Annotated in this window: 22 protein-coding genes and 5 tRNA genes; 16 read left to right on the top strand and 11 right to left on the bottom strand. The window is 54.9% G+C overall.

Annotation, left to right across the window (positions count from 1 at the left end):
• The first annotated feature begins 99 nt into the window (after positions 1 to 99).
• From tolB to pnuC, 10 genes are all read left to right on the top strand, one after another.
• Positions 100 to 1,392, top strand: coding sequence for a Tol-Pal system beta propeller repeat protein TolB (gene tolB, locus ACOTXC_RS13315; protein WP_022647472.1), 1,293 nt, complete (start codon positions 100 to 102; stop codon positions 1,390 to 1,392).
• 34 nt (positions 1,393 to 1,426) lie between these two features.
• Positions 1,427 to 1,948: a peptidoglycan-associated lipoprotein Pal gene (pal, locus tag ACOTXC_RS13310; RefSeq protein WP_003858578.1), complete on the top strand. Its 522-nt coding sequence runs from the start codon at positions 1,427 to 1,429 to the stop codon at positions 1,946 to 1,948.
• Positions 1,949 to 1,957: 9 nt separating this feature from the next.
• A complete protein-coding gene (cpoB, locus tag ACOTXC_RS13305; protein ID WP_022647473.1) occupies positions 1,958 to 2,746 on the top strand; it encodes a cell division protein CpoB in 789 nt (262 codons plus the stop codon).
• A 161-nt stretch (positions 2,747 to 2,907) separates the two neighbouring features.
• Positions 2,908 to 2,983 (top strand) — tRNA-Lys (locus ACOTXC_RS13300).
• Between the two features lie 27 nt (positions 2,984 to 3,010).
• Positions 3,011 to 3,086 (top strand) — tRNA-Val (locus ACOTXC_RS13295).
• A 3-nt stretch (positions 3,087 to 3,089) separates the two neighbouring features.
• Positions 3,090 to 3,165, top strand: a tRNA-Lys gene (locus ACOTXC_RS13290).
• Between the two features lie 41 nt (positions 3,166 to 3,206).
• Positions 3,207 to 3,282, top strand: a tRNA-Lys gene (locus ACOTXC_RS13285).
• A gap of 31 nt (positions 3,283 to 3,313) precedes the next feature.
• Positions 3,314 to 3,389 (top strand) — tRNA-Lys (locus ACOTXC_RS13280).
• Positions 3,390 to 3,719: 330 nt separating this feature from the next.
• Positions 3,720 to 4,763, top strand: coding sequence for a quinolinate synthase NadA (gene nadA, locus ACOTXC_RS13275; protein WP_032676358.1), 1,044 nt, complete (start codon positions 3,720 to 3,722; stop codon positions 4,761 to 4,763).
• Positions 4,764 to 4,785: 22 nt separating this feature from the next.
• Positions 4,786 to 5,505, top strand: coding sequence for a nicotinamide riboside transporter PnuC (pnuC, locus tag ACOTXC_RS13270; protein WP_421767744.1), 720 nt, complete (start codon positions 4,786 to 4,788; stop codon positions 5,503 to 5,505).
• Here pnuC and zitB read toward each other — a convergent pair.
• Positions 5,502 to 6,440, bottom strand: coding sequence for a CDF family zinc transporter ZitB (gene zitB, locus ACOTXC_RS13265; protein ID WP_022647476.1), 939 nt, complete (start codon positions 6,438 to 6,440; stop codon positions 5,502 to 5,504). The genes pnuC and zitB overlap by 4 nt on opposite strands.
• 99 nt (positions 6,441 to 6,539) lie before the next feature.
• The gene (locus tag ACOTXC_RS13260) at positions 6,540 to 6,899 is read right to left on the bottom strand and encodes a protein YbgS (protein ID WP_022647477.1); all 360 of its coding nucleotides are present in this window, start codon (positions 6,897 to 6,899) and stop codon (positions 6,540 to 6,542) included.
• Between the two features lie 304 nt (positions 6,900 to 7,203).
• Between ACOTXC_RS13260 and aroG the strand changes: the two genes are divergently transcribed.
• Positions 7,204 to 8,256: a 3-deoxy-7-phosphoheptulonate synthase AroG gene (aroG, locus tag ACOTXC_RS13255; RefSeq protein ID WP_022647478.1), complete on the top strand. Its 1,053-nt coding sequence runs from the start codon at positions 7,204 to 7,206 to the stop codon at positions 8,254 to 8,256.
• 61 nt (positions 8,257 to 8,317) lie between these two features.
• Here aroG and gpmA read toward each other — a convergent pair whose 3' ends face one another.
• From gpmA to modE, 7 genes are all read right to left on the bottom strand, one after another.
• Positions 8,318 to 9,070 (bottom strand): 2,3-diphosphoglycerate-dependent phosphoglycerate mutase, encoded by a 753-nt coding sequence (gene gpmA, locus ACOTXC_RS13250; protein ID WP_003858562.1) that lies wholly within the window; start codon positions 9,068 to 9,070, stop codon positions 8,318 to 8,320.
• A gap of 273 nt (positions 9,071 to 9,343) precedes the next feature.
• Positions 9,344 to 10,387 (bottom strand): galactose-1-epimerase, encoded by a 1,044-nt coding sequence (galM, locus tag ACOTXC_RS13245; protein WP_023299620.1) that lies wholly within the window; start codon positions 10,385 to 10,387, stop codon positions 9,344 to 9,346.
• Complete coding sequence (gene galK / locus ACOTXC_RS13240; RefSeq protein ID WP_023305717.1) at positions 10,381 to 11,529, bottom strand: galactokinase; 1,149 nt, start codon at positions 11,527 to 11,529, stop codon at positions 10,381 to 10,383. Before galK ends, galM begins: the two co-directional genes overlap by 7 nt.
• Before the next feature lie 2 nt (positions 11,530 to 11,531).
• Positions 11,532 to 12,578, bottom strand: a complete 1,047-nt coding sequence (gene galT, locus ACOTXC_RS13235; protein WP_421767743.1) for a galactose-1-phosphate uridylyltransferase — start codon at positions 12,576 to 12,578, stop codon at positions 11,532 to 11,534.
• A 9-nt stretch (positions 12,579 to 12,587) separates the two neighbouring features.
• Complete coding sequence (gene galE / locus ACOTXC_RS13230; RefSeq protein ID WP_022647482.1) at positions 12,588 to 13,604, bottom strand: UDP-glucose 4-epimerase GalE; 1,017 nt, start codon at positions 13,602 to 13,604, stop codon at positions 12,588 to 12,590.
• Between the two features lie 201 nt (positions 13,605 to 13,805).
• Complete coding sequence (gene modF, locus ACOTXC_RS13225; protein ID WP_421767742.1) at positions 13,806 to 15,278, bottom strand: molybdate ABC transporter ATP-binding protein ModF; 1,473 nt, start codon at positions 15,276 to 15,278, stop codon at positions 13,806 to 13,808.
• Positions 15,279 to 15,345: 67 nt separating this feature from the next.
• Positions 15,346 to 16,134, bottom strand: coding sequence for a molybdenum-dependent transcriptional regulator (modE, locus tag ACOTXC_RS13220; protein WP_421767741.1), 789 nt, complete (start codon positions 16,132 to 16,134; stop codon positions 15,346 to 15,348).
• 127 nt (positions 16,135 to 16,261) lie between these two features.
• Between modE and ACOTXC_RS13215 the strand changes: the two genes are divergently transcribed.
• The 4 genes from ACOTXC_RS13215 to modC all read left to right on the top strand — a co-directional run bounded on the left by ACOTXC_RS13215 (position 16,262) and on the right by modC (position 19,116).
• The gene (locus tag ACOTXC_RS13215; protein ID WP_003858549.1) at positions 16,262 to 16,414 is read left to right on the top strand and encodes an AcrZ family multidrug efflux pump-associated protein; all 153 of its coding nucleotides are present in this window, start codon (positions 16,262 to 16,264) and stop codon (positions 16,412 to 16,414) included.
• Between the two features lie 178 nt (positions 16,415 to 16,592).
• On the top strand, positions 16,593 to 17,369 hold the full coding sequence (gene modA, locus ACOTXC_RS13210) for a molybdate ABC transporter substrate-binding protein (protein WP_022647485.1): 777 nt from the start codon (positions 16,593 to 16,595) through the stop codon (positions 17,367 to 17,369).
• The gene (modB, locus tag ACOTXC_RS13205; RefSeq protein WP_105322565.1) at positions 17,366 to 18,058 is read left to right on the top strand and encodes a molybdate ABC transporter permease subunit; all 693 of its coding nucleotides are present in this window, start codon (positions 17,366 to 17,368) and stop codon (positions 18,056 to 18,058) included. The genes modA and modB overlap by 4 nt, the downstream gene beginning before the upstream one ends.
• Positions 18,058 to 19,116: a molybdenum ABC transporter ATP-binding protein ModC gene (gene modC / locus ACOTXC_RS13200; RefSeq protein ID WP_017384950.1), complete on the top strand. Its 1,059-nt coding sequence runs from the start codon at positions 18,058 to 18,060 to the stop codon at positions 19,114 to 19,116. Before modB ends, modC begins: the two co-directional genes overlap by 1 nt.
• Here the strand turns inward: modC and ACOTXC_RS13195 are convergent, their stop codons facing one another.
• Entirely contained in the window at positions 19,117 to 19,935 is an 819-nt protein-coding gene (locus tag ACOTXC_RS13195; RefSeq protein ID WP_022647486.1) for a pyridoxal phosphatase, read from the bottom strand.
• Between the two features lie 119 nt (positions 19,936 to 20,054).
• On the opposite strand from ACOTXC_RS13195, the gene pgl reads away from it, so the two are divergent.
• The gene (gene pgl / locus ACOTXC_RS13190; RefSeq protein WP_023305719.1) at positions 20,055 to 21,050 is read left to right on the top strand and encodes a 6-phosphogluconolactonase; all 996 of its coding nucleotides are present in this window, start codon (positions 20,055 to 20,057) and stop codon (positions 21,048 to 21,050) included.
• A gap of 103 nt (positions 21,051 to 21,153) precedes the next feature.
• On the opposite strand, the gene ACOTXC_RS13185 is transcribed toward pgl, so the two are convergent.
• On the bottom strand, positions 21,154 to 22,437 hold the full coding sequence (locus ACOTXC_RS13185; protein ID WP_048966835.1) for a putative acyl-CoA thioester hydrolase: 1,284 nt from the start codon (positions 22,435 to 22,437) through the stop codon (positions 21,154 to 21,156).
• Positions 22,438 to 22,641 lie beyond the last annotated feature (204 nt).

Genomic DNA, 22,641 nt, shown 5'->3' with positions numbered 1-22,641 from the left:
GTCTATGGTCGTAAACAGGATAAGTAGTTTTGTCTATTTGGGTTTGTTAACATTCTGCTAAATTATCGTGGGTAAGGTTACCCAGATAAGGGAGATATGATGAAGCAGGCATTACGTGTAGCAGTTAGTTTTTTAATGCTGTGGGCAGCTGTACTGCACGCAGAAGTACGTATCGAGATCACCCAGGGGGTGGACTCGGCGCGTCCGATTGGTGTCGTTCCGTTCCAGTGGGCAGGCCCGGGCGCTGCGCCTGAAGATATTGGCGGCATTGTTGCAGCTGACCTGCGTAACAGCGGTAAATTTAACCCATTAGATCGTTCCCGCCTGCCTCAGCAGCCGGGTACTGCGCAGGACGTTCAGCCTGCTGCATGGTCTGCGCTGGGTATTGATGCGGTAGTTGTCGGTCAGGTTACGCCTGCACCAGACGGCGGCTATAACGTTGCGTATCAGCTGGTTGATACCGGCGGTGCGCCGGGTACCGTTCTGGCTCAGAACACGTATAAAGTGAACAAGCAGTGGCTGCGCTACGCTGGCCATACGGCGAGTGACGAAGTGTTTGAGAAGCTGACCGGTATTAAAGGTGCGTTCCGTACCCGTATCGCGTACGTGGTACAGACCAACGGCGGCCAGTTCCCTTATGAGCTGCGCGTCTCTGACTACGATGGTTACAACCAGTTCACCGTACACCGTTCACCGCAGCCGCTGATGTCTCCGGCATGGTCTCCGGACGGCTCTAAGCTGGCGTATGTCACCTTCGAAAGCGGCCGCTCCGCGCTGGTCATCCAGACGCTCTCTAACGGTGCTGTTCGTCAGGTTGCGTCATTCCCACGTCACAACGGTGCACCTGCGTTCTCTCCGGACGGTACCAAACTGGCGTTTGCCCTGTCTAAAACCGGTAGCCTGAACCTGTACGTAATGGATATTGGTTCTGGTCAGATCCGTCAGGTCACGGATGGTCGTAGCAATAACACTGAGCCAACCTGGTTCCCGGACAGCCAGAATCTGGCCTTTACGTCCGACCAGGCAGGTCGTCCACAAGTTTATAAAGTGAATATCAACGGCGGAGCAGCGCAGCGTATTACCTGGGAAGGTTCTCAGAACCAGGATGCTGACGTCAGTGCCGATGGTAAAACAATGGTAATGGTCAGCACTGCGGGTGGTCAGCAGCACATTGCCAAACAAGATCTGGTAACGGGAGGCGTACAAATACTGTCGTCAACGTTCCTGGATGAAACGCCAAGTCTGGCACCTAACGGCACCATGGTAATCTACAGCTCTTCTCAGGGGATGGGATCCGTGCTGAATCTGGTTTCTACAGATGGGCGTTTCAAAGCGCGTCTTCCGGCAACTGATGGACAGGTAAAATCACCTGCCTGGTCGCCGTATCTGTAATAATAATTAATTGATTACTAAAGGAATCTTAGAAATGCAACTGAACAAAGTGCTGAAGGGGCTGATGATCGCTCTGCCTGTTATGGCAATCGCAGCGTGTTCTTCTAACAAGAACGCAAGCAATGACCAGAGCGGCGAAGGCATGATGGGTGCCGGCACCGGTATGGACGCTAACGGCAATGGCAATATGTCTTCTGAAGAGCAAGCGCGTCTTCAGATGCAGCAGTTACAGCAGAACAACATCGTTTACTTCGATCTGGATAAATACGACATCCGTTCTGACTTCGCTGCGATGCTGGATGCGCACGCAAACTTCCTGCGTAGCAACCCGTCTTACAAAGTCACCGTAGAAGGTCACGCGGACGAACGTGGTACTCCGGAGTACAACATCTCCCTGGGTGAACGTCGTGCAAACGCTGTTAAAATGTATTTGCAGGGTAAAGGCGTTTCTGCTGACCAGATCTCCATCGTTTCTTACGGTAAAGAAAAACCAGCAGTACTGGGTCACGACGAAGCGGCTTACTCCAAAAACCGTCGTGCCGTACTCGTTTACTAAGAGAATTGCATGAGCAGTAACTTCAGACATCATCTGATGAGTCTGTCGTTACTGGTTGGAATAGCGGCCCCCTGGGCCGCTTTTGCTCAGGCACCAATCAGTAGTGTCGGCTCAGGCTCGGTAGAAGACCGGGTCACTCAACTCGAGCGTATCTCTAACGCTCACAGCCAGCTTTTAACTCAACTCCAGCAGCAACTTTCTGACAACCAGAACGATATCGATTCCCTTCGTGGTCAGATCCAGGAGAGTCAGTATCAGCTTAATCAGGTTGTGGAACGCCAGAAGCAAATCTTGTCGCAGATGGATAGCCTGAGCAGCGGCGGTGCGGCTGCACAGCCCGCAGCAGGCGATCAAAGCGGTGCGGCGACGCCTGCACCTGCGGCAGATGCCTCCGCGTCGTCTGGAGCGCCTGTACAGAGCGGTGACGCGAATACGGACTATAACGCGGCCATTGCCCTGGTACAGGACAAATCGCGCCAGGACGATGCTATCGTTGCGTTTCAGAACTTCGTTAAGAAGTACCCTGATTCTACTTACCAGCCAAATGCGAACTACTGGCTGGGTCAGTTGAATTACAACAAGGGTAAAAAGGATGATGCGGCGTTTTATTTTGCCTCTGTGGTGAAAAATTACCCGAAATCACCGAAAGCGCCGGATGCGATGTATAAAGTCGGCGTGATCATGCAGGACAAAGGCGACACTGCAAAAGCCAAAGCGGTTTATCAGCAGGTGGTTGCGAAATTCCCGGGTACAGACGGCGCCAAACAAGCGCAAAAACGTTTGAGTTCGATGGGTTGATTATCGCATGACCAGAAATCGCGTTATTTCTGGTCGTGCAGCATGATTCCTAAGCAGTTAAGTGATCTTCATCGAAATTTTTGTTGCGCAGAATTCTTAAATCAGTAATATATGCCGCCGTTGCCACGGGATATCAAACAACGTGAAAGCAGCGCAAAAGTGGGTCGTTAGCTCAGTTGGTAGAGCAGTTGACTTTTAATCAATTGGTCGCAGGTTCGAATCCTGCACGACCCACCACTTAAAGCAGTTCCGGCAGTACAGAGTGGGTGATTAGCTCAGTTGGTAGAGCATCTCCTTTACACGGAGGGGGTCGGCGGTTCGAGCCCGTCATCACCCACCACTCGGGTCGTTAGCTCAGTTGGTAGAGCAGTTGACTTTTAATCAATTGGTCGCAGGTTCGAATCCTGCACGACCCACCAATTTTATTGGTTCCGAGTGATAATTCAGGCAACACCCGAATGGGTCGTTAGCTCAGTTGGTAGAGCAGTTGACTTTTAATCAATTGGTCGCAGGTTCGAATCCTGCACGACCCACCAGCCTGAATAGATTTGAAGTACATCCCGTAAGGGGTCGTTAGCTCAGTTGGTAGAGCAGTTGACTTTTAATCAATTGGTCGCAGGTTCGAATCCTGCACGACCCACCAATTTTAATGTCTTACTCAGATATTACACGTGAAGGATAACGTTGCTATAGCAACGGCCCGAAGGGCGAGGCGAAGCCGAGTCATCCTGCACGGCCCACCAGTGTAGAAAGGCGCCCTAAAGGCGCCTTTTTGCTATCTGTCTTTCGCCAGTACCTTGTTGGTCGGGTAAGGCGAAGCCACCAGCCGACAAATGCTACCGGCATCAATTCCCGATGACATTCCCCCTCAAATTCGCTATCTTGTTTAGTATACAAAACACCATTGCCTCATTTTTGTTATCTCATGCAAAACAAAGGCAATATTGTTAAGCCAGTAAAACGAGAAGCCATAATGAGTGTGATGTTTGATCCCGAAACCGCAATCTATCCCTTCCCGCCGAAGCCAGCTCCGCTAAGCCGGGATGAGAAGCAGTTCTATCGTGAAAAAATCAAGCGCCTCCTTAAAGAGCGTGATGCGGTGATGGTGGCGCATTACTACACCGACCCGGAAATTCAGCAGCTGGCGGAAGAGACGGGTGGCTGTATCTCAGACTCCCTGGAGATGGCGCGTTTCGGTGCTAAGCATTCAGCCTCCACGCTGCTGGTCGCGGGGGTTCGTTTTATGGGTGAAACGGCAAAAATCCTCAGCCCGGAAAAAACGATTCTGATGCCTACGCTGAATGCCGAATGTTCTCTTGACCTCGGTTGCCCGATTGATGAGTTCACCGCCTTCTGTGATGCCCACCCTGACCGTACCGTGGTGGTCTATGCCAATACGTCTGCGGCGGTGAAAGCCCGGGCAGACTGGGTAGTAACGTCCAGTATCGCCGTTGAGCTGATTGAACATCTGGACAGCCTGGGGGAGAAAATCATCTGGGCGCCCGATCGTCACCTGGGAAACTACGTACAAAAACAGACCGGTGCGGATGTGCTGTGCTGGCAGGGCGCCTGTATCGTTCACGACGAGTTTAAGACCCAGGCACTGACCCGGATGAAACGCCTATACCCGCAGGCCGCAATTCTGGTGCATCCGGAGTCGCCGCAGTCGATTGTTGAGATGGCGGACGCCGTCGGCTCAACCAGCCAGTTGATAAACGCGGCAAAAACCCTGCCGCATAAGCAGCTCATCGTGGCGACCGATCGCGGTATCTTCTATAAAATGCAGCAGGCCGTACCAGAAAAAGAGCTGCTCGAAGCGCCAACCGCCGGAGAAGGGGCGACCTGTCGAAGCTGCGCGCACTGCCCGTGGATGGCGATGAATGGACTTAAGGCGATAGCGGAGGGGCTGGAGATCGGTGGCGCAGCGCATGAGATCCACGTAGACGCCGCCCTGCGCGAAGGCGCGTTAATTCCGCTTAACCGTATGCTGGATTTTGCGGCTACACTACGTACTTAACTTATTACGCCCCGGAGAAAAAATGGATTTTTTTAGCACACAGAACATCCTGGTTCATATTCCGATTGGTGCGGGCGGCTATGACCTGTCGTGGATTGAAGCGGTAGGTACGCTGGCCGGTTTACTCTGTATCTGGCTGGCCAGCCTTGAGAAGATCAGTAACTATGCGTTCGGGCTGATAAACGTCACGCTGTTGGCGATCATCTTCTTCCAGATCCAGCTCTACGCCAGCCTGCTTCTGCAGCTGTTCTTCTTCGCGGCCAATATCTATGGCTGGTACGCCTGGTCGCGGCAAAACAGTCAGCAGGAGGCGGAGCTGCAAATCCGCTGGCTGCCGTTGCCAAAAGCCATTGCCTGGCTCGCGGCCTGCGTGGTGGCAATCGGCTTTATGACCGTCTTTATTGACCCGGTATTTGCCTTCCTGACGCGCGTGGCGGTCTCGGTCATGTCGGGTCTGGGATTAAACGTGACGATGCCTGAGCTTCAGCCTGATGCCTTCCCGTTCTGGGATTCCTGCATGATGGTGCTGTCGATTGCCGCAATGATCCTGATGACCCGTAAATACGTTGAAAACTGGCTGCTGTGGGTGGTCATCAACGTGATTAGCGTGGTGATTTTTGCCCGTCAGGGCGTTTATGCCATGTCGCTGGAGTATATGCTGCTGACCGTCATTGCCCTGAACGGTAGCCGCATGTGGATCAACAGCGCGCGTGAGCGTGGCTCTCGCGCGCTTTCCCGCTAATGGTGATGCTCGTGTGAGTGGCCGGACTGCGCCTCGTTCAGGTGACAGTCTGGCCCGTTACAGGGCTGATACTCCATCTGGATGGTGGAGTGCGCAATTTCGTAGTGATGCTCAAGGAAGTGCCGAATACGTTCAAGCAACGCATCGTGATCGTGGGGCGGAATAACCTGAACGTGCAGCGTCATAAGCGGTTTCTCACCCACCAGCCAGACGTGAACGTGGTGAACGTTACGGACTTCAGGAATGGAACGACACAGATTGCGTTTTAGCTCGCCAATATCCAGCGACGTGGGAGCGCCTTCCAGCAGTTCATTCACGCTCTCTTTCAACAGCCGCCAGGCACTGCGTAATACAAGGCACGATACCAGCACGGAAAGAATCGGGTCGATGGGGGTCCAGCCCGTACCCATAATGATCAGCGCGGCGACGATGGCACCTACGGAACCCAGCAGATCGCCCAGCACGTGAAGCGCCGCGGCCCGTACGTTCAGATTTTTTTCGCTGCTGCCGCGGTGCAATATCCAGAATGCCAGAATATTGGCGACCAACCCGGCAATAGCAATCACCATCATCGTCGTTCCGGCTACCGGTTGTGGATGACGAAAGCGCTGAAACGCCTCCCAGACGATAAGAATGGTAATAACCACCAGTGCAATCGCATTCACGAACGCAGCAAGTGTGGTCAGTCTGAGCCAGCCAAAGGTGTGGCGGGCATTGGGAGGGCGACGGGCAAACTGCACGGCCAGCAGAGCAAACAGGAGCGCGGCAGCGTCGGTCAGCATATGCCCGGCATCGGCCAGCAGCGCCAGCGATCCGGAGATCAGTCCGCCTGTCACCTCAATAATCATAAAGGTGGCAGTGACGCCAAAAGCCAGCAGAAGCCGTTTGGCATTTTCATCGCCAGTGGAGTGGGAATGGGAGTGGGAGTGCGCCATGGTATCGTTCCTGATTTATTATTATTTTTAGTGTAGCGTTTTTAAGAGCTTAAATAAAAAAGGAGAGCATTCGCTCTCCCTCTTTTACCTTACGGAAGATTACTGGGTAGTACCGTCCGTTTTGGTATTGGCATCGCTGCCCACTTTGTCATTCGGGTCCGGGCATTTCCCGTCTTTACACATTGAGTTTTTGTGAACTTCGTCAGTGCTCATACCGTCATGGTTCATCGTGCCGGTATTCGTACCGCCGGTGTTGGTATTGCCCGTGTTGATATTACTGTTATCAACATTATTTGGCGCGATATTCTGTTTTGCATCCGGCGCAACCTGGCCCGCTTCGGCAGCGGCATTCGCGTCGCCGTTGCTGCCGGAGGAGCCTGTATCGGCTGCCAGTACGCTACCGCTTGCCAGGGTAAGGGTTGCCGTCAGGAAAAGCGTAGTCAGTTTCGTCATTTTCATCATGGTGCTCCTGTTCTTATCGTTACGCTGGATAACATTCTCCAACAGTGCATCTTGTTCAGTGGCGAAAGATCCCAGATTCCTGAATTATGTCAGGATGGAATCGCGTATAAATATTTAAAAACAGTCGTTACAAGTAAAAAGCTTAGGCGAGATCTCATTTTTCGCTATTTTGTTGCGTATTTTAGGCGAATTCCAGGAATTATCTGCGCGAAGTGTAAAAGCCCGTTTACACTTCGTGACCGACAAGTTAGATTGAAAGCATTGCTTTCATTACTAAAGATATGGCAGAGCCGGAAAGAAGATGAATTATCAGAACGACGATTTACGCATTAAAGAGATCAATGAGTTATTACCTCCCGTAGCGCTCCTTGAAAAATTCCCCGCCACCGAAAATGCCGCCAACACGGTGTCTCATGCCCGCAAGGCGATCCACAAGATCCTGAAAGGTAGCGACGATCGTCTTCTGGTGGTCATCGGACCGTGCTCCATTCACGATCCTGCTGCGGCCAAAGAGTACGCGTCACGTCTGCTCACCCTGCGCGAAGAGCTGAAGGGCGAACTGGAAATTGTGATGCGCGTTTATTTCGAAAAACCGCGTACCACCGTGGGCTGGAAAGGGTTGATCAACGATCCGCACATGGACAACAGTTTCCAGATCAACGACGGCCTGCGTATTGCGCGTAAGCTGCTGCTGGAGATTAACGACAGCGGGCTGCCTGCTGCCGGAGAATTCCTCGATATGATCACCCCGCAGTATCTGGCTGACCTGATGAGCTGGGGCGCTATTGGTGCGCGTACGACTGAATCGCAGGTTCACCGTGAGCTGGCGTCTGGCCTGTCATGCCCGGTGGGTTTCAAAAACGGCACTGATGGCACCATCAAAGTCGCTATTGATGCCATCAATGCGGCTGGCGCGCCGCACTGCTTCCTGTCGGTGACTAAGTGGGGCCACTCGGCTATCGTGAATACCAGCGGTAATGGCGATTGCCATATCATTCTGCGCGGCGGTAAAGAGCCTAACTACAGCGCTAAACACGTAGCGGAAGTGAAGGCGGGTCTGGAGAAAGCGGGACTGGCGCCGCAGATCATGATCGATTTCAGCCATGCGAACTCAAGCAAACAGTTCAAAAAGCAGATGGAAGTTGGTGCAGACGTTTGTCAGCAAATCGCCAACGGTGAACGCGCAGTGATTGGGGTGATGATTGAGAGCCATCTGGTGGAAGGCAATCAGAACCTGGAGGGCAGCGAGCCGCTGGTCTACGGTAAGAGCGTGACGGATGCCTGCATTGGCTGGGATGATACCGATGCGATCCTGCGTCAGCTGGCGGATGCGGTAAAAGCGCGTCGCGGTTAAGTTTATCGCGGGCAATAAAAAAGCGTGGATTGCTCCACGCTTTTTTTATATCCGGCGAAAATTACTTCGCTTTACCCTGGTTCGCCACGGCCGCCGCTTTTGCAGCGATTTCGTCGGCGTTACCCAGGTAGTAATGTTTAACTGGCTTGAAGTTTTCGTCGAACTCGTACACCAGCGGCACGCCGGTAGGGATGTTCAGCTCGAGGATTTCATCTTCACCCATGTTGTCCAGGTATTTCACCAGCGCACGCAGGGAGTTACCGTGAGCAGCGATAATGACGCGCTCGCCGCTTTTCAGGCGTGGCAGAATGGTTTCGTTCCAGTAAGGCACAACGCGGTCGATGGTCAGCGCCAGGCTTTCGGTCTGCGGCAGTTCAGCTTCAGTCAGCTTCGCGTAACGCGGATCGTGGCCCGGGTAGCGCTCGTCATCTTTGCTCAGCTCTGGAGGCGTGACCGCAAAACCACGACGCCACTGCTTAACCTGCTCGTCACCGTATTTTTCTGCGGTTTCTGCTTTGTTCAGACCTTGCAGCGCACCGTAGTGACGCTCGTTCAGTTTCCAGGATTTCTCAACCGGCAGCCAGGCCTGATCCAGCTCGTCCAGAATGTTCCACAGGGTATGGATGGCACGTTTCAGCACAGAGGTGTAAGCAAAGTCAAAGGTGAAGCCTTCTTCTTTCAGCAGTTTACCTGCCGCTTTTGCTTCGCTCACGCCTTTCTCGGACAGATCAACGTCATACCAACCGGTGAAGCGGTTTTCGTTGTTCCACTGGCTTTCGCCGTGGCGCACCAGGACAAGCTTAGTATTAGCCATTTCTTACTCCTCAAGCATTTTGAATGATAACAATTCTCATTATATTGCCGTGACTGTGCCAGCAGCAACGCTTAACCCTAACCATAGCGAAAATAGTTCGAGAGTGTAAGATGCATGTGAATCCAGGGTTATGATTTTGTCTGCGATCGCCGCTATTTTCAGCAAGCTGAGCGGAAAAAAGCCCTCGCGGTGAGGGCCAGGCTTTTTGCCGGATGGCGCTTCGCTTATCCGGCCTACATTCGTAGGCCCGTGCACGCGTAGCGCCGCCGGACATTATGCGCGCGGAATGAAATGATACTCTGTGACGCTTACGTACTCTTCACCCGGACGCAGCACACAGTCAGGCTGCGGCCATTCAGGATGGTTAGGACTGTCCGGCAGGAACTCGCTCTCCAGCGCCAGACCTTGCCAGGCGGCGTAGTCGTTATGTTCACGTGCCGTGGTCCCCTCCAGGTAGTTACCGGAGTAGAACTGCAGGGCAGGGGCGGTGGTGTAGACCGTCATCTGTAACTTCTCATCCGCAGACCAGACCTGTGCGGCAGGTTGAGAAAGATCGCCTTTCGCCTGCAACAGGAAAGCGTGGTCGTAGCCTTTCACCTTGCGCTGATCGTCATCACTCAGGAAATCCTGGGCGATGGTTTTCGGCTGACGGAAATCAAAGCTATTACCGCTTACCGGTTTCAGCCCCTGATAAGGGATCCCCATCTCATCGACCGGCAGATACGCGTCCGCCAGGATCTGGAGTTTGTGGCTGCGGACATCGGTCTGATTGCCGTCAAGGTTGAAATAGGCGTGGTTAGTCAGGTTGACCGGGCACGGCTTGTCGACGGTCGCGCGGTACTCAATGGCGATACGATTATCTTCGGTCAGGGTAAAGCGCGCGGTTGCGGTGAGATTGCCCGGGAAGCCCTGGTCTCCGTCGAGGGAGTCCAGAGAGAACCAGACCTCACCGTCATTTTGCTGCACAATCTTCCAGCGACGTTTATCAAACCCTTCCGGGCCGCCGTGCAGCTGATTTTCACCCTGGCTGGCAAGCAGGGAATAGGTTACGCCGTCCAGCGTAAACCGGCTTCTGGCGATGCGGTTGGCGTAGCGGCCTATGGATGCGCCCAGAAAAGCGGTCTGCTCGATATATTGCTCGGGCGATGCGCAGCCGAGCAGGGTTTCGCGCACGCTGCCGTCAGGCATTGGTACGCGGGCAGAAAGTAACGTTGCGCCCCAGTCCATCAGCGTAACCACCATCCCGGCGCTGTTGCGCAGGGTCAACAGGCGATACGGCAGACCATCCGGTGCGAGAGTAGGTGTTTCGTTTAGCACTGTCCGGCTCCTTGTGATGCTTTGCAGACATAGAAAGTTTCTTTGATGCCCGTTTTGGCTTCGTACTGTTTAGCCACCGCGTCCTGAATGGCAGGGACCAGCTCTTCCGGCACCAGGGCGACGACGCACCCGCCGAATCCGCCGCCGGTCATACGCACGCCGCCTTTGTCGCCAATCGTGGCTTTCACAATTTCAACCAGGGTGTCGATTTGTGGCACGGTGATTTCGAAATCGTCGCGCATGGAGGCATGCGATTCGGCCATCAGCTCGCCCATCCGTTTCAGGTCACCTTTCGCCAGCGCGGAGGCGGCTTCTACGGTACGGGCATTTTCCGTCAGCACGTGACGCACGCGCTTAGTGACAACCGGATCCAGTTCGTGGGCAACCTTGTTAAATTCGTCAAGTGAGACATCACGCAGGGCTGGCTGCTGGAAGAAGCGCGCGCCGGTTTCACACTGCTCGCGGCGGGTGTTGTACTCGCTCCCCACCAGTGTGCGTTTGAAGTTGCTGTTGATGATCACCACAGCCGCACCTTTTGGCAGTGGAACCGCTTTGGTCCCGAGGGAGCGGCAGTCAATCAGCAAAGCATGTTCTTTCTTGCCCAGCGCGGAAATCAGCTGATCCATAATGCCGCAGTTGCAGCCCACGAACTGGTTTTCCGCTTCCTGACCGTTGAGGGCGATTTGCGCCCCGTCCAGCGGCAGATGATAAAGCTGCTGGAACACGGTGCCGACCGCCACTTCCAGCGATGCGGAAGAGCTTAATCCCGCCCCCTGCGGCACGTTGCCGCTGATCACCAGATCGGCCCCGCCGAAATTCTTGTTACGCTTCAGAAGATGCTTCACCACGCCGCGAACATAGTTCGACCACTGCTGGCTGTCGTGGGTCACGATCGGCGCATCGAGGGAAAATTCGTCAATTTCGTTGCCGTAATCCGCGGCGATCACTCGCACGTTACGATCTGAACGTTTCGCGCAGGCGATCACCGTCTGGTAGTCGATGGCACACGGCAGGACAAAACCGTCGTTATAGTCGGTGTGCTCGCCGATCAGATTAACGCGGCCTGGCGCCTGGATAATATGGGTGGCAGGGTAGCCAAATTTTTCAGCAAACAGGGATTGTGTTTTATCTTTCAGACTCATTTTTAGACTCCTGATTCGCGGTAATGGACGTCGCTAACGGCACGCAGGCGTTCTGCCGCCTGTTCCGCCGTCAGGTCGCGCTGGGTTTCCGCCAGCATTTCATAGCCCACCATGAATTTACGTACCGTCGCAGAACGCAGCAGCGGCGGATAGAAGTGTGCATGTAACTGCCAGTGTTGATTCTCTTCGCCGTTAAACGGCGCACCGTGCCAGCCCATGGAGTAGGGGAAGGAACACTGGAACAGGTTGTCGTAGCGGCTGGTCAGTTTTTTCAGCGCCAGGGCAAGGTCGTCTCGCTGGGCGTCGCTGAGGTCCGTAATACGCTGAACATGGGCCTTTGGCAGCAGCAGCGTTTCAAACGGCCACGCCGCCCAGTAAGGGACTACCGCAAGCCAGTGCTCGGTTTCCACCACAGTGCGGCTGCCGTCCGCCAGTTCACGCTGGGTGTAATCCACCAGCATCGGCGAACCGTTCTGGGCGAAATAGGCTTTTTGCAGCCGGTTTTCACGTTCGGCTTCGTTCGGCAGGAAGCTGTTCGCCCAGATCTGGCCGTGCGGATGCGGGTTAGAGCAGCCCATCGCCGCGCCTTTATTTTCAAATACCTGCACCCACGGATAGGTCTGGCCCAGCTCCGCCGTTTGCGCCTGCCAGGTGCTGACCACCTCTTTCAGCGCCTCAACGCTCAGCTCCGGCAGCGTTTTGCTGTGATCGGGCGAGAAGCAGATCACGCGGCTGGTGCCGCGGGCGCTTTCGCAGCGCATCAGCGGGTCATGGCTTTCCGGCGCGTCCGGCGTGTCGGTCATCAGCGCCGCAAAATCGTTAGTGAAAACGAAGGTGCCTTTGTAGTTCGGGTTTGTATCGCCCGTCACGCGCGTGTTGCCCGGACAGAGGAAGCAGTCCGGATCGTGCTGCGGCAGCGACTGTTTGGCAGGCGTCTCTTGCGCCCCCTGCCAGGGGCGCTTGGCGCGATGCGGTGAAACTAAAATCCATTGCCCGCTGAGCGGGTTAAAACGACGATGCGGGTGATCAACGGGATTGAATTGTGTCATGACAAATCCTTAATCCGGATAACCCTGCGGATGGCGTGACTGCCAGTGCCAGGTATCCTGTGCCATTTCATCAAGCGTGCGGGTAACACGCCAGTTAAGCTCTTTATCCGCTTTGGTGGCATCGGCCCAGTAAGCCGGGAGGTCGCCATCACGACGCGGCGCGAAGTGATACTTCACTGGCTTGCCGCAGGCTTTACTGAAGGCATTCACCACATCCAGCACGCTGCTGCCGACGCCGGCGCCGAGGTTGTAAATATGCACGCCCGGTTTATCCGCCAGCTGCTGCATCGCCGCCACGTGGCCGTCGGCCAGATCCATCACGTGAATGTAATCGCGCACGCCGGTGCCGTCTTCGGTGGGATAATCGTTACCAAAAATCGCCAGGGAGTCGCGACGCCCTACGGCAACCTGCGCGATATACGGCATCAGGTTATTTGGAATACCCTGCGGATCTTCGCCCATATCCCCTGACGGATGCGCGCCAACCGGGTTGAAGTAGCGCAGCAAGGCGATGCTCCACTCAGGCTGGGCTTTTTGCAGGTCGGTCAGGATCTGCTCTACCATCAGCTTGCTTTTGCCATACGGGCTTTGCGGCGTACCGGTCGGGAAGCTTTCAACGTAAGGAATTTTTGGCTGATCGCCGTAGACGGTCGCGGAAGAGCTGAAGATAAAGTTTTTAACGTTTGCCGCACGCATGGCGGAGATCAGACGCAGGGTACCGTTGACGTTGTTGTCGTAGTACTCAAGCGGTTTTGCTACCGATTCGCCCACCGCTTTCAGGCCCGCGAAGTGGATAACGGTTTCAATCGCGTGATCGTGAAGGATTTCAGTCATCAATGCTTCATTGCGGATATCGCCTTCCACGAAAGTCGGCTGTTTACCCGCAAGGCGTTCAATGACCGGCAGCACGCTGCGCTTACTGTTGCACAGGTTATCAAGAATGACGACATCGTGGCCGCTTTGCAGAAGTTGTACGCAGGTATGACTTCCTATGTAACCGCTACCACCTGTTACCAGAACTCGCATATTTCGCTCCATTAGGCTTATGGTATGAATTAACCATAGCATATCAGAGACGCGAAAAGTGTGACATGGGATAAAATAGTGGTATCGTTTACACTGGTTTTCACAGGCGCTTTTTCACAGACTGAGTGCATTGTAGATCAAAGAGATAGAGATGTATTGTTGCAGGTTGTCTGAAAAGCGGAGGGCAGCGCCCTCCACGCGTTAATCGATTTTGCTCAGCAGGTAGCGGTAATGCTCGCCGTCAGACACAAATTCCAGCCGATGGGTGATGCAGGATGGGGCATCCTCAGCATGGTGGGAGACAAACAGCAACTGGGTTTCACCTTCGCTAATCAGGACATCCACAAAGCGGCGGATCAGCTGACGGTTGAGGGGATCCAGCCCCTGCAACGGTTCATCAAGAATCAACAGCGTAGGATGCTTAACCAGCGCGCGGACGATCAATGCCAGCCGCTGCTGCCCCCACGACAGGCTGTGGAATGGCGCATCGGCTACCCGGTTGTCCATACCCAGAATATCCAGCCACTGCTGCGCCAGCTTGTGCTGCTTGTCGGATACCGCCTGATAAATACCAATGGAATCGAAGAAGCCAGAGAGGATCACGTTTCGCACCGTAGTGCTCACCCGGTAGTCCAGATGCAGGCTGCTGCTGACATAACCGATATGCTTTTTGATATCCCAGATGGTTTCCCCGCTGCCGCGGCGGCGGCCGAAGAGGGTCAAATCGTTGCTGTAACCCTGCGGGTGATCGCCAGTGATCAGGCTTAGCAGCGTGGATTTACCCGCCCCGTTGGGGCCGACGATCTGCCAGTGCTCACCAGGATTAACCGTCCAGCTGAGATGATTAAGAATAGGGCGATCGTCGTAAGCAACCACCCCATCGCGCAGCACAATGCGCGGCTGGTCAGGATCCAGCCCGTGGCGTGCCGAAGGGGCATCCGGCTCCGGCAGCGCAATACCGTCCAGTTTCTCGCTGTGGGCCAGCTGTGCAATTAGCGCCTGCCGGAGCAGTACGGCTTTCTCGCCGGTTTCGGTCAGGCTACAGTCCGCCAGCACGCCCGCGTAATGTACGAAATCCGGGATCTCATCAAAGCGGTTAAGGACCAGCACAAGGGTGTATCCCTGCTGGTTAAGCGACGCCAGCAACGCTGCCAGCTGCGCGCGGGACTGCACATCCAGTCCGTCAAACGGTTCATCCAGAATCAGGAGTTCCGGCTCGCTCATCAGCGCCTGACATAGCAGCGTTTTGCGCGTCTCGCCGGTAGAGAGATATTTAAAGCGGCGGTTAAGCAGGGCGGTAATGCCAAATTGCTCCGCCAGCTGCTGACAGCGGGCAGGATCTTTTATCTCATCCTGGATAATGTCCGCCGTCGTGCGGCCGGTATCTTCTTCGCCGGGGCTGAGCAAATCGGTATTGTTACGCTGCCACTCATCGCTGACCAGCTTTTGCAGCTGTTCAAAGGAAAGGCGCGTCAGCCGGGTAAAGGTGCACTGACGCTCCCCCTTCAGCTGGGTTAATTCGCCAGCCAGGGCGCGGGCCAGCGCCGATTTTCCGCTGCCGTTCGTGCCCACAAACGCCCAGCTTTCTCCGGGGCGAAGGGTTAACTCTGGCAGCGATAAGGTACGGGTATCGCTAAGACGAAACGTGCCTTGCGAAATATGCAATGATGACATGTGTTATCCCATTTTTTGCAGCAACAGATGTCAGGGATACTCAGTGTTGGTGAGGTTGTCAATGCGCTTAGCACAATGTGGCGATAATTACCCGGTCTGCATTGAAATATGCGGTCACCACAGCACCTTCATCTAATTCGGTCGCGTCGTTCACCGGAATGGTGGCGCAGAGCGACTGCCCATCCGGCAGGGTCATCAGCACTTCACACTGTTCTGCGCCGCGCTCGATGTGGCTGATACGCCCGCGTAGCTGGTTGTCGGCCTCGGCGGCCTGCTCAGGGTTAAGCGTGATGCTGATCCAGGGCGCTTTGAGTAATACCAGCACTTCCTGACCTTCGTTCAGCCCGAGGCGTTGACCGCTTTGCGCGGTGATGGCGGCTTTCAGGCGCGTTGTGCCGTCCGCGAGCAGGATCTCAATATGCTCCTGCACCTGCGAATGATCGCGCCCCGTCACCGTACCAAACCATTGGTTGCGGGCGCTGGTCTGCAAAGAGAAACGGGAGATGGCGCCCAGCAGGCTGTCCAGCGGCAGGTTGTCGTCATCGCTCAGCACATCAAATGCTTTTTGCTGGATCTGCGCCAGTAAGTCATAGAGCTGGATCAGGCGTTGCCCGTAACGCGTCAACACGGCGCCGCCGCCGCCTTTTCCGCCGGTGGCGCGCTCTACCAGCGTTTGTTCGCTCAGGGTGTTCATGTCGTTAATCGCATCCCAGGCGCTTTTATAGCTGATGCCGGCGTTTTTGGCTCCCTGGCTAATCGAGCCAGTTTGTTCTATTTGTTTTAACAGGGCGATGCGTCGCGGATCGGCGAAAAGCTTCTGCTGAAGTCGTAGGGTGAGGAGAATTTCGGCCTGCATAACAATGTCCCGGCAAAAAGGTTATTGTGACCCAAATGTCCGGGTGCGGAAAGCGCACCGCACAAAAGGGGATGTTTTTCTTACTTTTCAGGGTAGAATAAGCCGTTCACAAGATCTGGAGAAAACCATGTTAGAGTTGTTGAAAAGTCTGGTATTCGCGGTAATCATGGTGCCAGTAGTGATGGCTATCATCCTCGGTGCCATCTACGGCCTGGGTGAAGTGTTCAACGTCTTTTCGAACATTGGTCATCGTCGTGACCAGCCTAAAAAGCAGCAATGATTTCCTCCAAAACGCCCGGCCAGCCCGGGCGTTTTGCTCTCAAGTTTATTCCTCTCCCGCCGATATCTTTTACAACGTTCCTTGAGTTTACGCATTAATGGGTACGATTTAGCGCTAGGAACGCCTGCGATATGTCGTTATATTTGTTTGTATATAACGATACGCACAGGAGCTTCAAATGGCACGTTCATGGGTACGCCTTTTCGCAGGGGCAACGCTGACTCTCTCACTCACCGGCCACGCGCTGGCGGATGAAGGAAAAATCACGGTCTTTGCGGCGGCGTCGCTGACTAACGCGATGCAGGATATTGCTGCGGTATACAAAAAAGAGAAAAACGTCGAGGTCGTTTCGTCGTTTGCCTCCTCGTCGACGCTGGCCCGCCAGATCGAAGCGGGGGCACCGGCTGATCTGTTCATCTCTGCCGATCAGAAATGGATGGACTACGCGGTGGAGAAAAAATCTGTTGATACGGCTAGCCGCGAAACGCTGCTGGGAAATAGCCTGGTGGTGGTCGCGCCCGCAAACAGCAAGCAGGGCGACATCGCCATCAACAAACAGACGGACTGGACCCGTCTGCTCAACGGTGGCCGTCTGGCGGTAGGCGATCCGGAGCATGTTCCTGCCGGGATTTATGCGAAAGAAGCGCTGCAAAAACTTGGCGCATGGGAAACCTTATCGCCGAAGCTGGCTCCCGCAGAAGATGTGCGTGGCGCGCTGGCGCTGGTGGAGCGTAACGAAGCGCCACTCGGGATCGTTTACGGCTCCGATGCCGTCGCCAGTAAAGGTGTGAAGGTGGTGGGCACCTTCCCGGAAGACTCGCATAAGAAAGTGGAATATCCTGTTGCGATAGTTGATGGACATAAAAATGCGAGCGTGACGGCCTTCGTTGACTACCTGAAGGGGCCTGAAGCGTCCGCTATCTTTAAACGTTACGGATTTACGACTCACGAATGATATTGACCGAACCTGAATGGCAGGCCGTGCTGCTGAGCCTGAAAGTCTCTTCCCTGGCGGTTGCGCTGAGTTTGCCCTTTGGGGTGTTCTTTGCCTGGTTACTGGTTCGCGTGAAGTTTCCAGGCAAAGCCCTGCTCGACAGTGTTCTCCATCTTCCGCTTGTCTTACCGCCTGTGGTGGTCGGCTATCTGCTGCTGATCTCCATGGGGCGACGCGGTTTTATCGGCGAATGGCTGTACGACTGGTTCGGACTGACCTTTGCTTTCAGCTGGCGCGGCGCGGTTCTGGCCGCGGCAGTAATGTCCTTCCCGCTGATGGTGCGCGCTATCCGCCTGGCGCTGGAAGGGGTGGATATCCGGTTAGAACAGGCCGCCCGCACGCTGGGCGCAGGCCGCTGGCGGGTATTTCTGACCATTACGCTTCCGCTCACCTTACCGGGCATTATCGTCGGTACGGTGTTAGCCTTCGCCCGCTCACTGGGTGAGTTCGGCGCGACCATCACCTTTGTGTCCAACATTCCCGGCGAGACGCGGACCATCCCGTCGGCCATGTATACCCTGATTCAGACCCCGGGCGGCGAAGGTGCGGCGGCCCGGCTGTGTGTTATTTCGATTGTGCTCGCTCTGGTCTCGCTGCTGGTGTCTGAGTGGCTGGCGCGCCTCAGCCGTGAACGGATGGGGAAATCGTGATGCTGGAACTCAACTTTACGCAAACCCTGGGCAGCCACACTCTGACGCTTAACGAAACGCTGCCTGCCAGCGGTATCACCGCCATTTTTGGCGTTTCCGGGGCAGGGAAAACGTCGCTGATTAATGCGATTAGCGGCCTGACGCGTCCCCAGTCTGGCCGTATTGTGTTAAATAACCGCGTCTTAAACGACGCGGAGAAGAAGGTCTGCCTGTCACCGGACAAGCGCCGCATCGGCTATGTGTTTCAGGATGCGCGCCTGTTTCCGCACTACAGCGTGCGCGGAAATCTGCGCTATGGCATGGCAAAAAGCATGGCCGGACAGTTCGATAAGCTGGTGGCGCTGCTGGGCATCGAACCGCTGCTCGATCGTCTCCCGTCTTCGCTGTCGGGTGGTGAAAAACAGCGCGTGGCGATTGGCCGCGCCCTGTTAACCGCGCCGGAATTGTTGCTGCTGGATGAGCCGCTGGCCTCGCTGGATATTCCGCGCAAGCGCGAGTTGCTGCCGTATCTGCAACGTCTGGCGCGGGAAATCAACGTGCCCATGCTGTACGTCAGCCATTCGCTGGATGAGATCTTACATCTGGCCGACAAAGTGCTGGTGCTGGAGGCGGGCAGGGTGAAGGCATTCGGCAATCTGGAAGAGGTATGGGGCAGCAGCGTTATGCATCCGTGGCTGCCAAAGGAGCAGCAGAGCAGCATTCTGAAGGTGAGCGTGCTGGAGCACCATCCACATTATGCGATGACCGCGCTGGCGCTGGGTGACCAGCATTTGTGGGTGAATAAAATCGATACGCCGATTCAGTCCACGTTACGGATCCGCATTCAGGCGTCGGATGTCTCCCTGGTGCTGCAACCGCCGCTGCAAACCAGTATCCGCAATATTTTGCGCGCAAAAGTGGCGCAGTGTTTTGATGATAACGGCCAGGTGGAAGTGCAACTGGAAGTGGGCAACAGAACGCTGTGGGCGCGCATCAGCCCGTGGGCCAGGGATGAGTTAGGCATCAAGCCTGGCCTGTGGCTTTACGCGCAAATCAAGAGCGTCTCTATCACCGCCTGATTACAGCAGGTGGGTATAAATATACTGCGCGATGCTGTCGGTGGTGTTATCGCCAATCACCACGTTAGCACGCGCTTTCACCGCATCATCGGCGTTGCCCATCGCCACGCCCGTTCCGGCCGCTTCCAGCATGCTGATGTCGTTATAGTTATCGCCGAAGGCAATCACGTCCTGCATTGACCAGCCCTGTGACTCAACGAACTGGGTCAGACGCTTTCCTTTGCTGTTGCCTTTACGGGCGATATCCACCTGATCGTGCCAGGACCATTCACATTCCAGACCCAGCGTATGCTCGACATGTTTTGCGAAAGTATTCAGTTTGGCGGTGTCTTCATCGGTCAGGGCAAATTTCCAGATTGCCTGGACGTCTTCCGCCGCCTGGCGCAGGGAGGAAACCTGAGTGAACACCGGACGCTGCGCTTCCGGCAGAGACAGGGCCCAGTTGCTGGTGCGGATCACATGGCCGGTAGGGCGTTCATACAGCATGGCGTTATCCACATACATCAGGCCGTGAATCGCGTGCTCATCCAGTAAATCAATCAATTGCAGCGCCTGCGGAACGGGAAGCGGATCAGAGGTTAAAACCTTTTTTGCCTGATAATCATACAAATAAGTGCCATTACAACAAATTGCAGGTGTATCTAAGCCCAGTGCCTGATAAAAAGGATGAATGGCTACGTGATGTCGACCCGTTACGATGAGAAGTTGATACCCCGCTTCCCGGGCTCGTTTGAGGGCCTCAAGAGAAGAGGGGAGCAGGGTTTTCTGAGGGGTAAGCAGTGTTCCGTCTAAATCCAGGGCAATCACTCGCGAGGTCATTTTTTCTTCCGGGTTAATGTTGAATTTAAGGTCTGTCGGGATGGTACACCGAGAGCGGAACCCTGCAAAATCCCGGACTACAATTCAGCATTCACCGTTAAAAATAATCAGGAGTATTCATGAAACAAACCGTTTATACCGCCAGTCCTGAAAGTCAGCAGATCCATGTCTGGCGTTTGAATACAGAAGGTTCGCTTACGCTGGTTCAGGTTGTTGATGTGCCAGGCCAGGTGCAGCCGATGGTCGTCAGCCCGGATAAACGTTTTCTTTATGTCGGGGTACGCCCGGAATTCCGCGTACTCGCATACCGCATCTCCCCGGATGACGGCGCGCTGACCTATACCGCAGAAGCGCCGCTGCCGGGCAGCCCGACCCATATTTCTACCGACCATAAAGGCAACTTTATCTTCAGCGGCTCCTACAATGCAGGCTGCGTGAGCGTCACCCGCCTGGAAGACGGTATTCCCGTTGAAACCGTCGACGTGGTAGAAGGGCTTGAGGGTTGCCACTCCGCCAACATTTCGCCGGATAACCGCACGCTGTGGGTGCCAGCGCTGAAGCAGGATCGCATCTGCCTGTTTACCCTGAGCGATGACGGTCATCTGGTCGCGCAGAGCCCGGCGGAAGTCACCACCGTGGAAGGCGCAGGCCCGCGCCATATGGTCTTCCACCCGAATCAGCAGTATGCCTATGTCGTTAACGAGCTGAACAGCTCGGTAGATGTCTGGGAGCTGAACGATCCTAACGGGCAGATCGAGTGTGTACAGACGCTGGACATGATGCCAGCTGATTTCTCCGACACACGCTGGGCGGCAGACATTCACATCACGCCCGATGGCCGCCACCTGTATGCCTGTGACCGTACCTCCAGTCTGATCACCGTCTTCAGCGTCTCAGAAGACGGCAGCGTTCTGGCAGTTGAGGGCTTCCAGCCGACAGAAACCCAGCCGCGCGGCTTTAATGTCGATCACAGCGGCAAATACCTGATTGCTGCGGGGCAGAAATCCCACCACATCGCGCTCTATGAAATCAAAGGCGTGCAGGGTCTACTGGAAGAGAAAGGACGCTATGCGGTCGGACAAGGGCCGATGTGGGTTGTAATTAACGCTCACTGATCCGTAGACGAAAAAAAACCTCGCACATGCGAGGTTTTTTTATGCGTGGTTAATGCATGAGGTAGGCCGGGTAAGGCATAGCCGCCACCCGGCAGCAGGCATTTTACTGCTTCGGTTCAGCAACCACTTTGCTACCCAGACCGCGGTTGTTGTATTCCCACATGCGGTTAAAGTTAGCGTCGTTCAGGTTACGCTGCACGTTGTCTTTATCATCCACCGTGCCGATGTTGCCGGAGAAAGGACGTTTCGAGATCGCCGCATCCGCCCACGGTTTCGCCATGTTAAAGCCTTCGTTAATCACGCTGTCGCGGATCACGACCTGGCCGTTAGTGGCGGAGTCCACGTCCAGAGAGCGGCCAAGCTGCGCCACGCCATCGCCAGCAGCAGTAAAGCGGCTATTCACGGCCAGGAAGCCATAGAACAGGTTGGACTGCGTGGCCGGGGCAAAGACGTAACCTTCCTGCTGCGTACGTGAATTCACCACGCGGAAGTCGGTGTTATCAAACACCACCGCGCCGCGACCGGAGACCATATCCACGTCGCCTTCAATGTAGCTGTTGGTGACCAGAGTACGCGTCAGACGGTTGTTCTGAAGGGTATTCTGCACGCCGCTGTTGGTCACGAAGAAGGTATTCTGGCGGCCCAGGATATTGACGTTGTTAATCTGTACCTTGTCGCCATCGCTACGCAGCGCCACGGCCTGGTGATTACCGGCGTCAACGCTGTCGCCCAGGGTGTTCTGAATGGTCAGGTTCTGCAATTGCAGGCCGTTGTTCTGTGACCAGAATACTGCCGAGCACATCACGCCAATGGTGGCGGCACGTTTGCGCTGGCAGTTATCAAACATATACCACGCCGGTTTACCTGGCATGTATTTACCGGCCGGGTTCACCAGATGGCGCCAGGTGGTGCTGTCGATCTCTGAATCAATCGCCAGGCCAATTTTCACGTCGACCGCTTTTTCGCCAAGTCCGTAAAGCGTAATGCTTCCCGGTGCAGCCGGAACATAAACGGTTCCTTCGTATTCACCCGGCAGGATGGCAATGTACTGACGAGATGCGCTGTGTTTGGTGATTGCGGCATCAACAGCTGCCTGAATTGAGGTGTGCGTAACGCCCTCTGCTCCGGCCGGGCCGACAACGAAGTCTGGCTGTTTCGGCAGGTTAATAGAAGAAGGCGTCCATGGGGCTGCATTGGGATCCATCGCCGAGAAATAGTGCGCACGGGTGAAGTTCTTCGCTTCAGCCGCTGACAGGATCGGACGGGAAGCGGTGCCCGGAGCAACCTGCTCAGAAGGTTGCTGATCCGGTGGTGTTGAACTGCAAGCGGATAAAGTCACGCCAAAGGCGAGTGCCAACGCCAGACGGGAAATCCTGGAAATATTCAAGGTAATGCTCCTGGGTATGCAAGTCTTATCTGAATAGACGAAATAGCCTGCTTTTTTATACTAAGTTGAGCGAAACGGGAAGATAAAAACGGGAAAAGTTGCATTTTTGCCCGCAGGCGACGGGAAAGTCATCACAAATAAATAACATTTTCCTGCAAGGCGGTTGACAGCAGGTGACAGATGAAAATAAATGTCTATACAACC

This window comes from Enterobacter cloacae complex sp. IR5428, assembly GCF_049238585.1.
Taxonomy (GTDB): Bacteria; Pseudomonadota; Gammaproteobacteria; order Enterobacterales; family Enterobacteriaceae; genus Enterobacter; species Enterobacter intestinihominis.
Note: the sequence above shows the minus strand (reverse complement) of the source record. Positions and strands in the feature narration are given on the sequence as shown.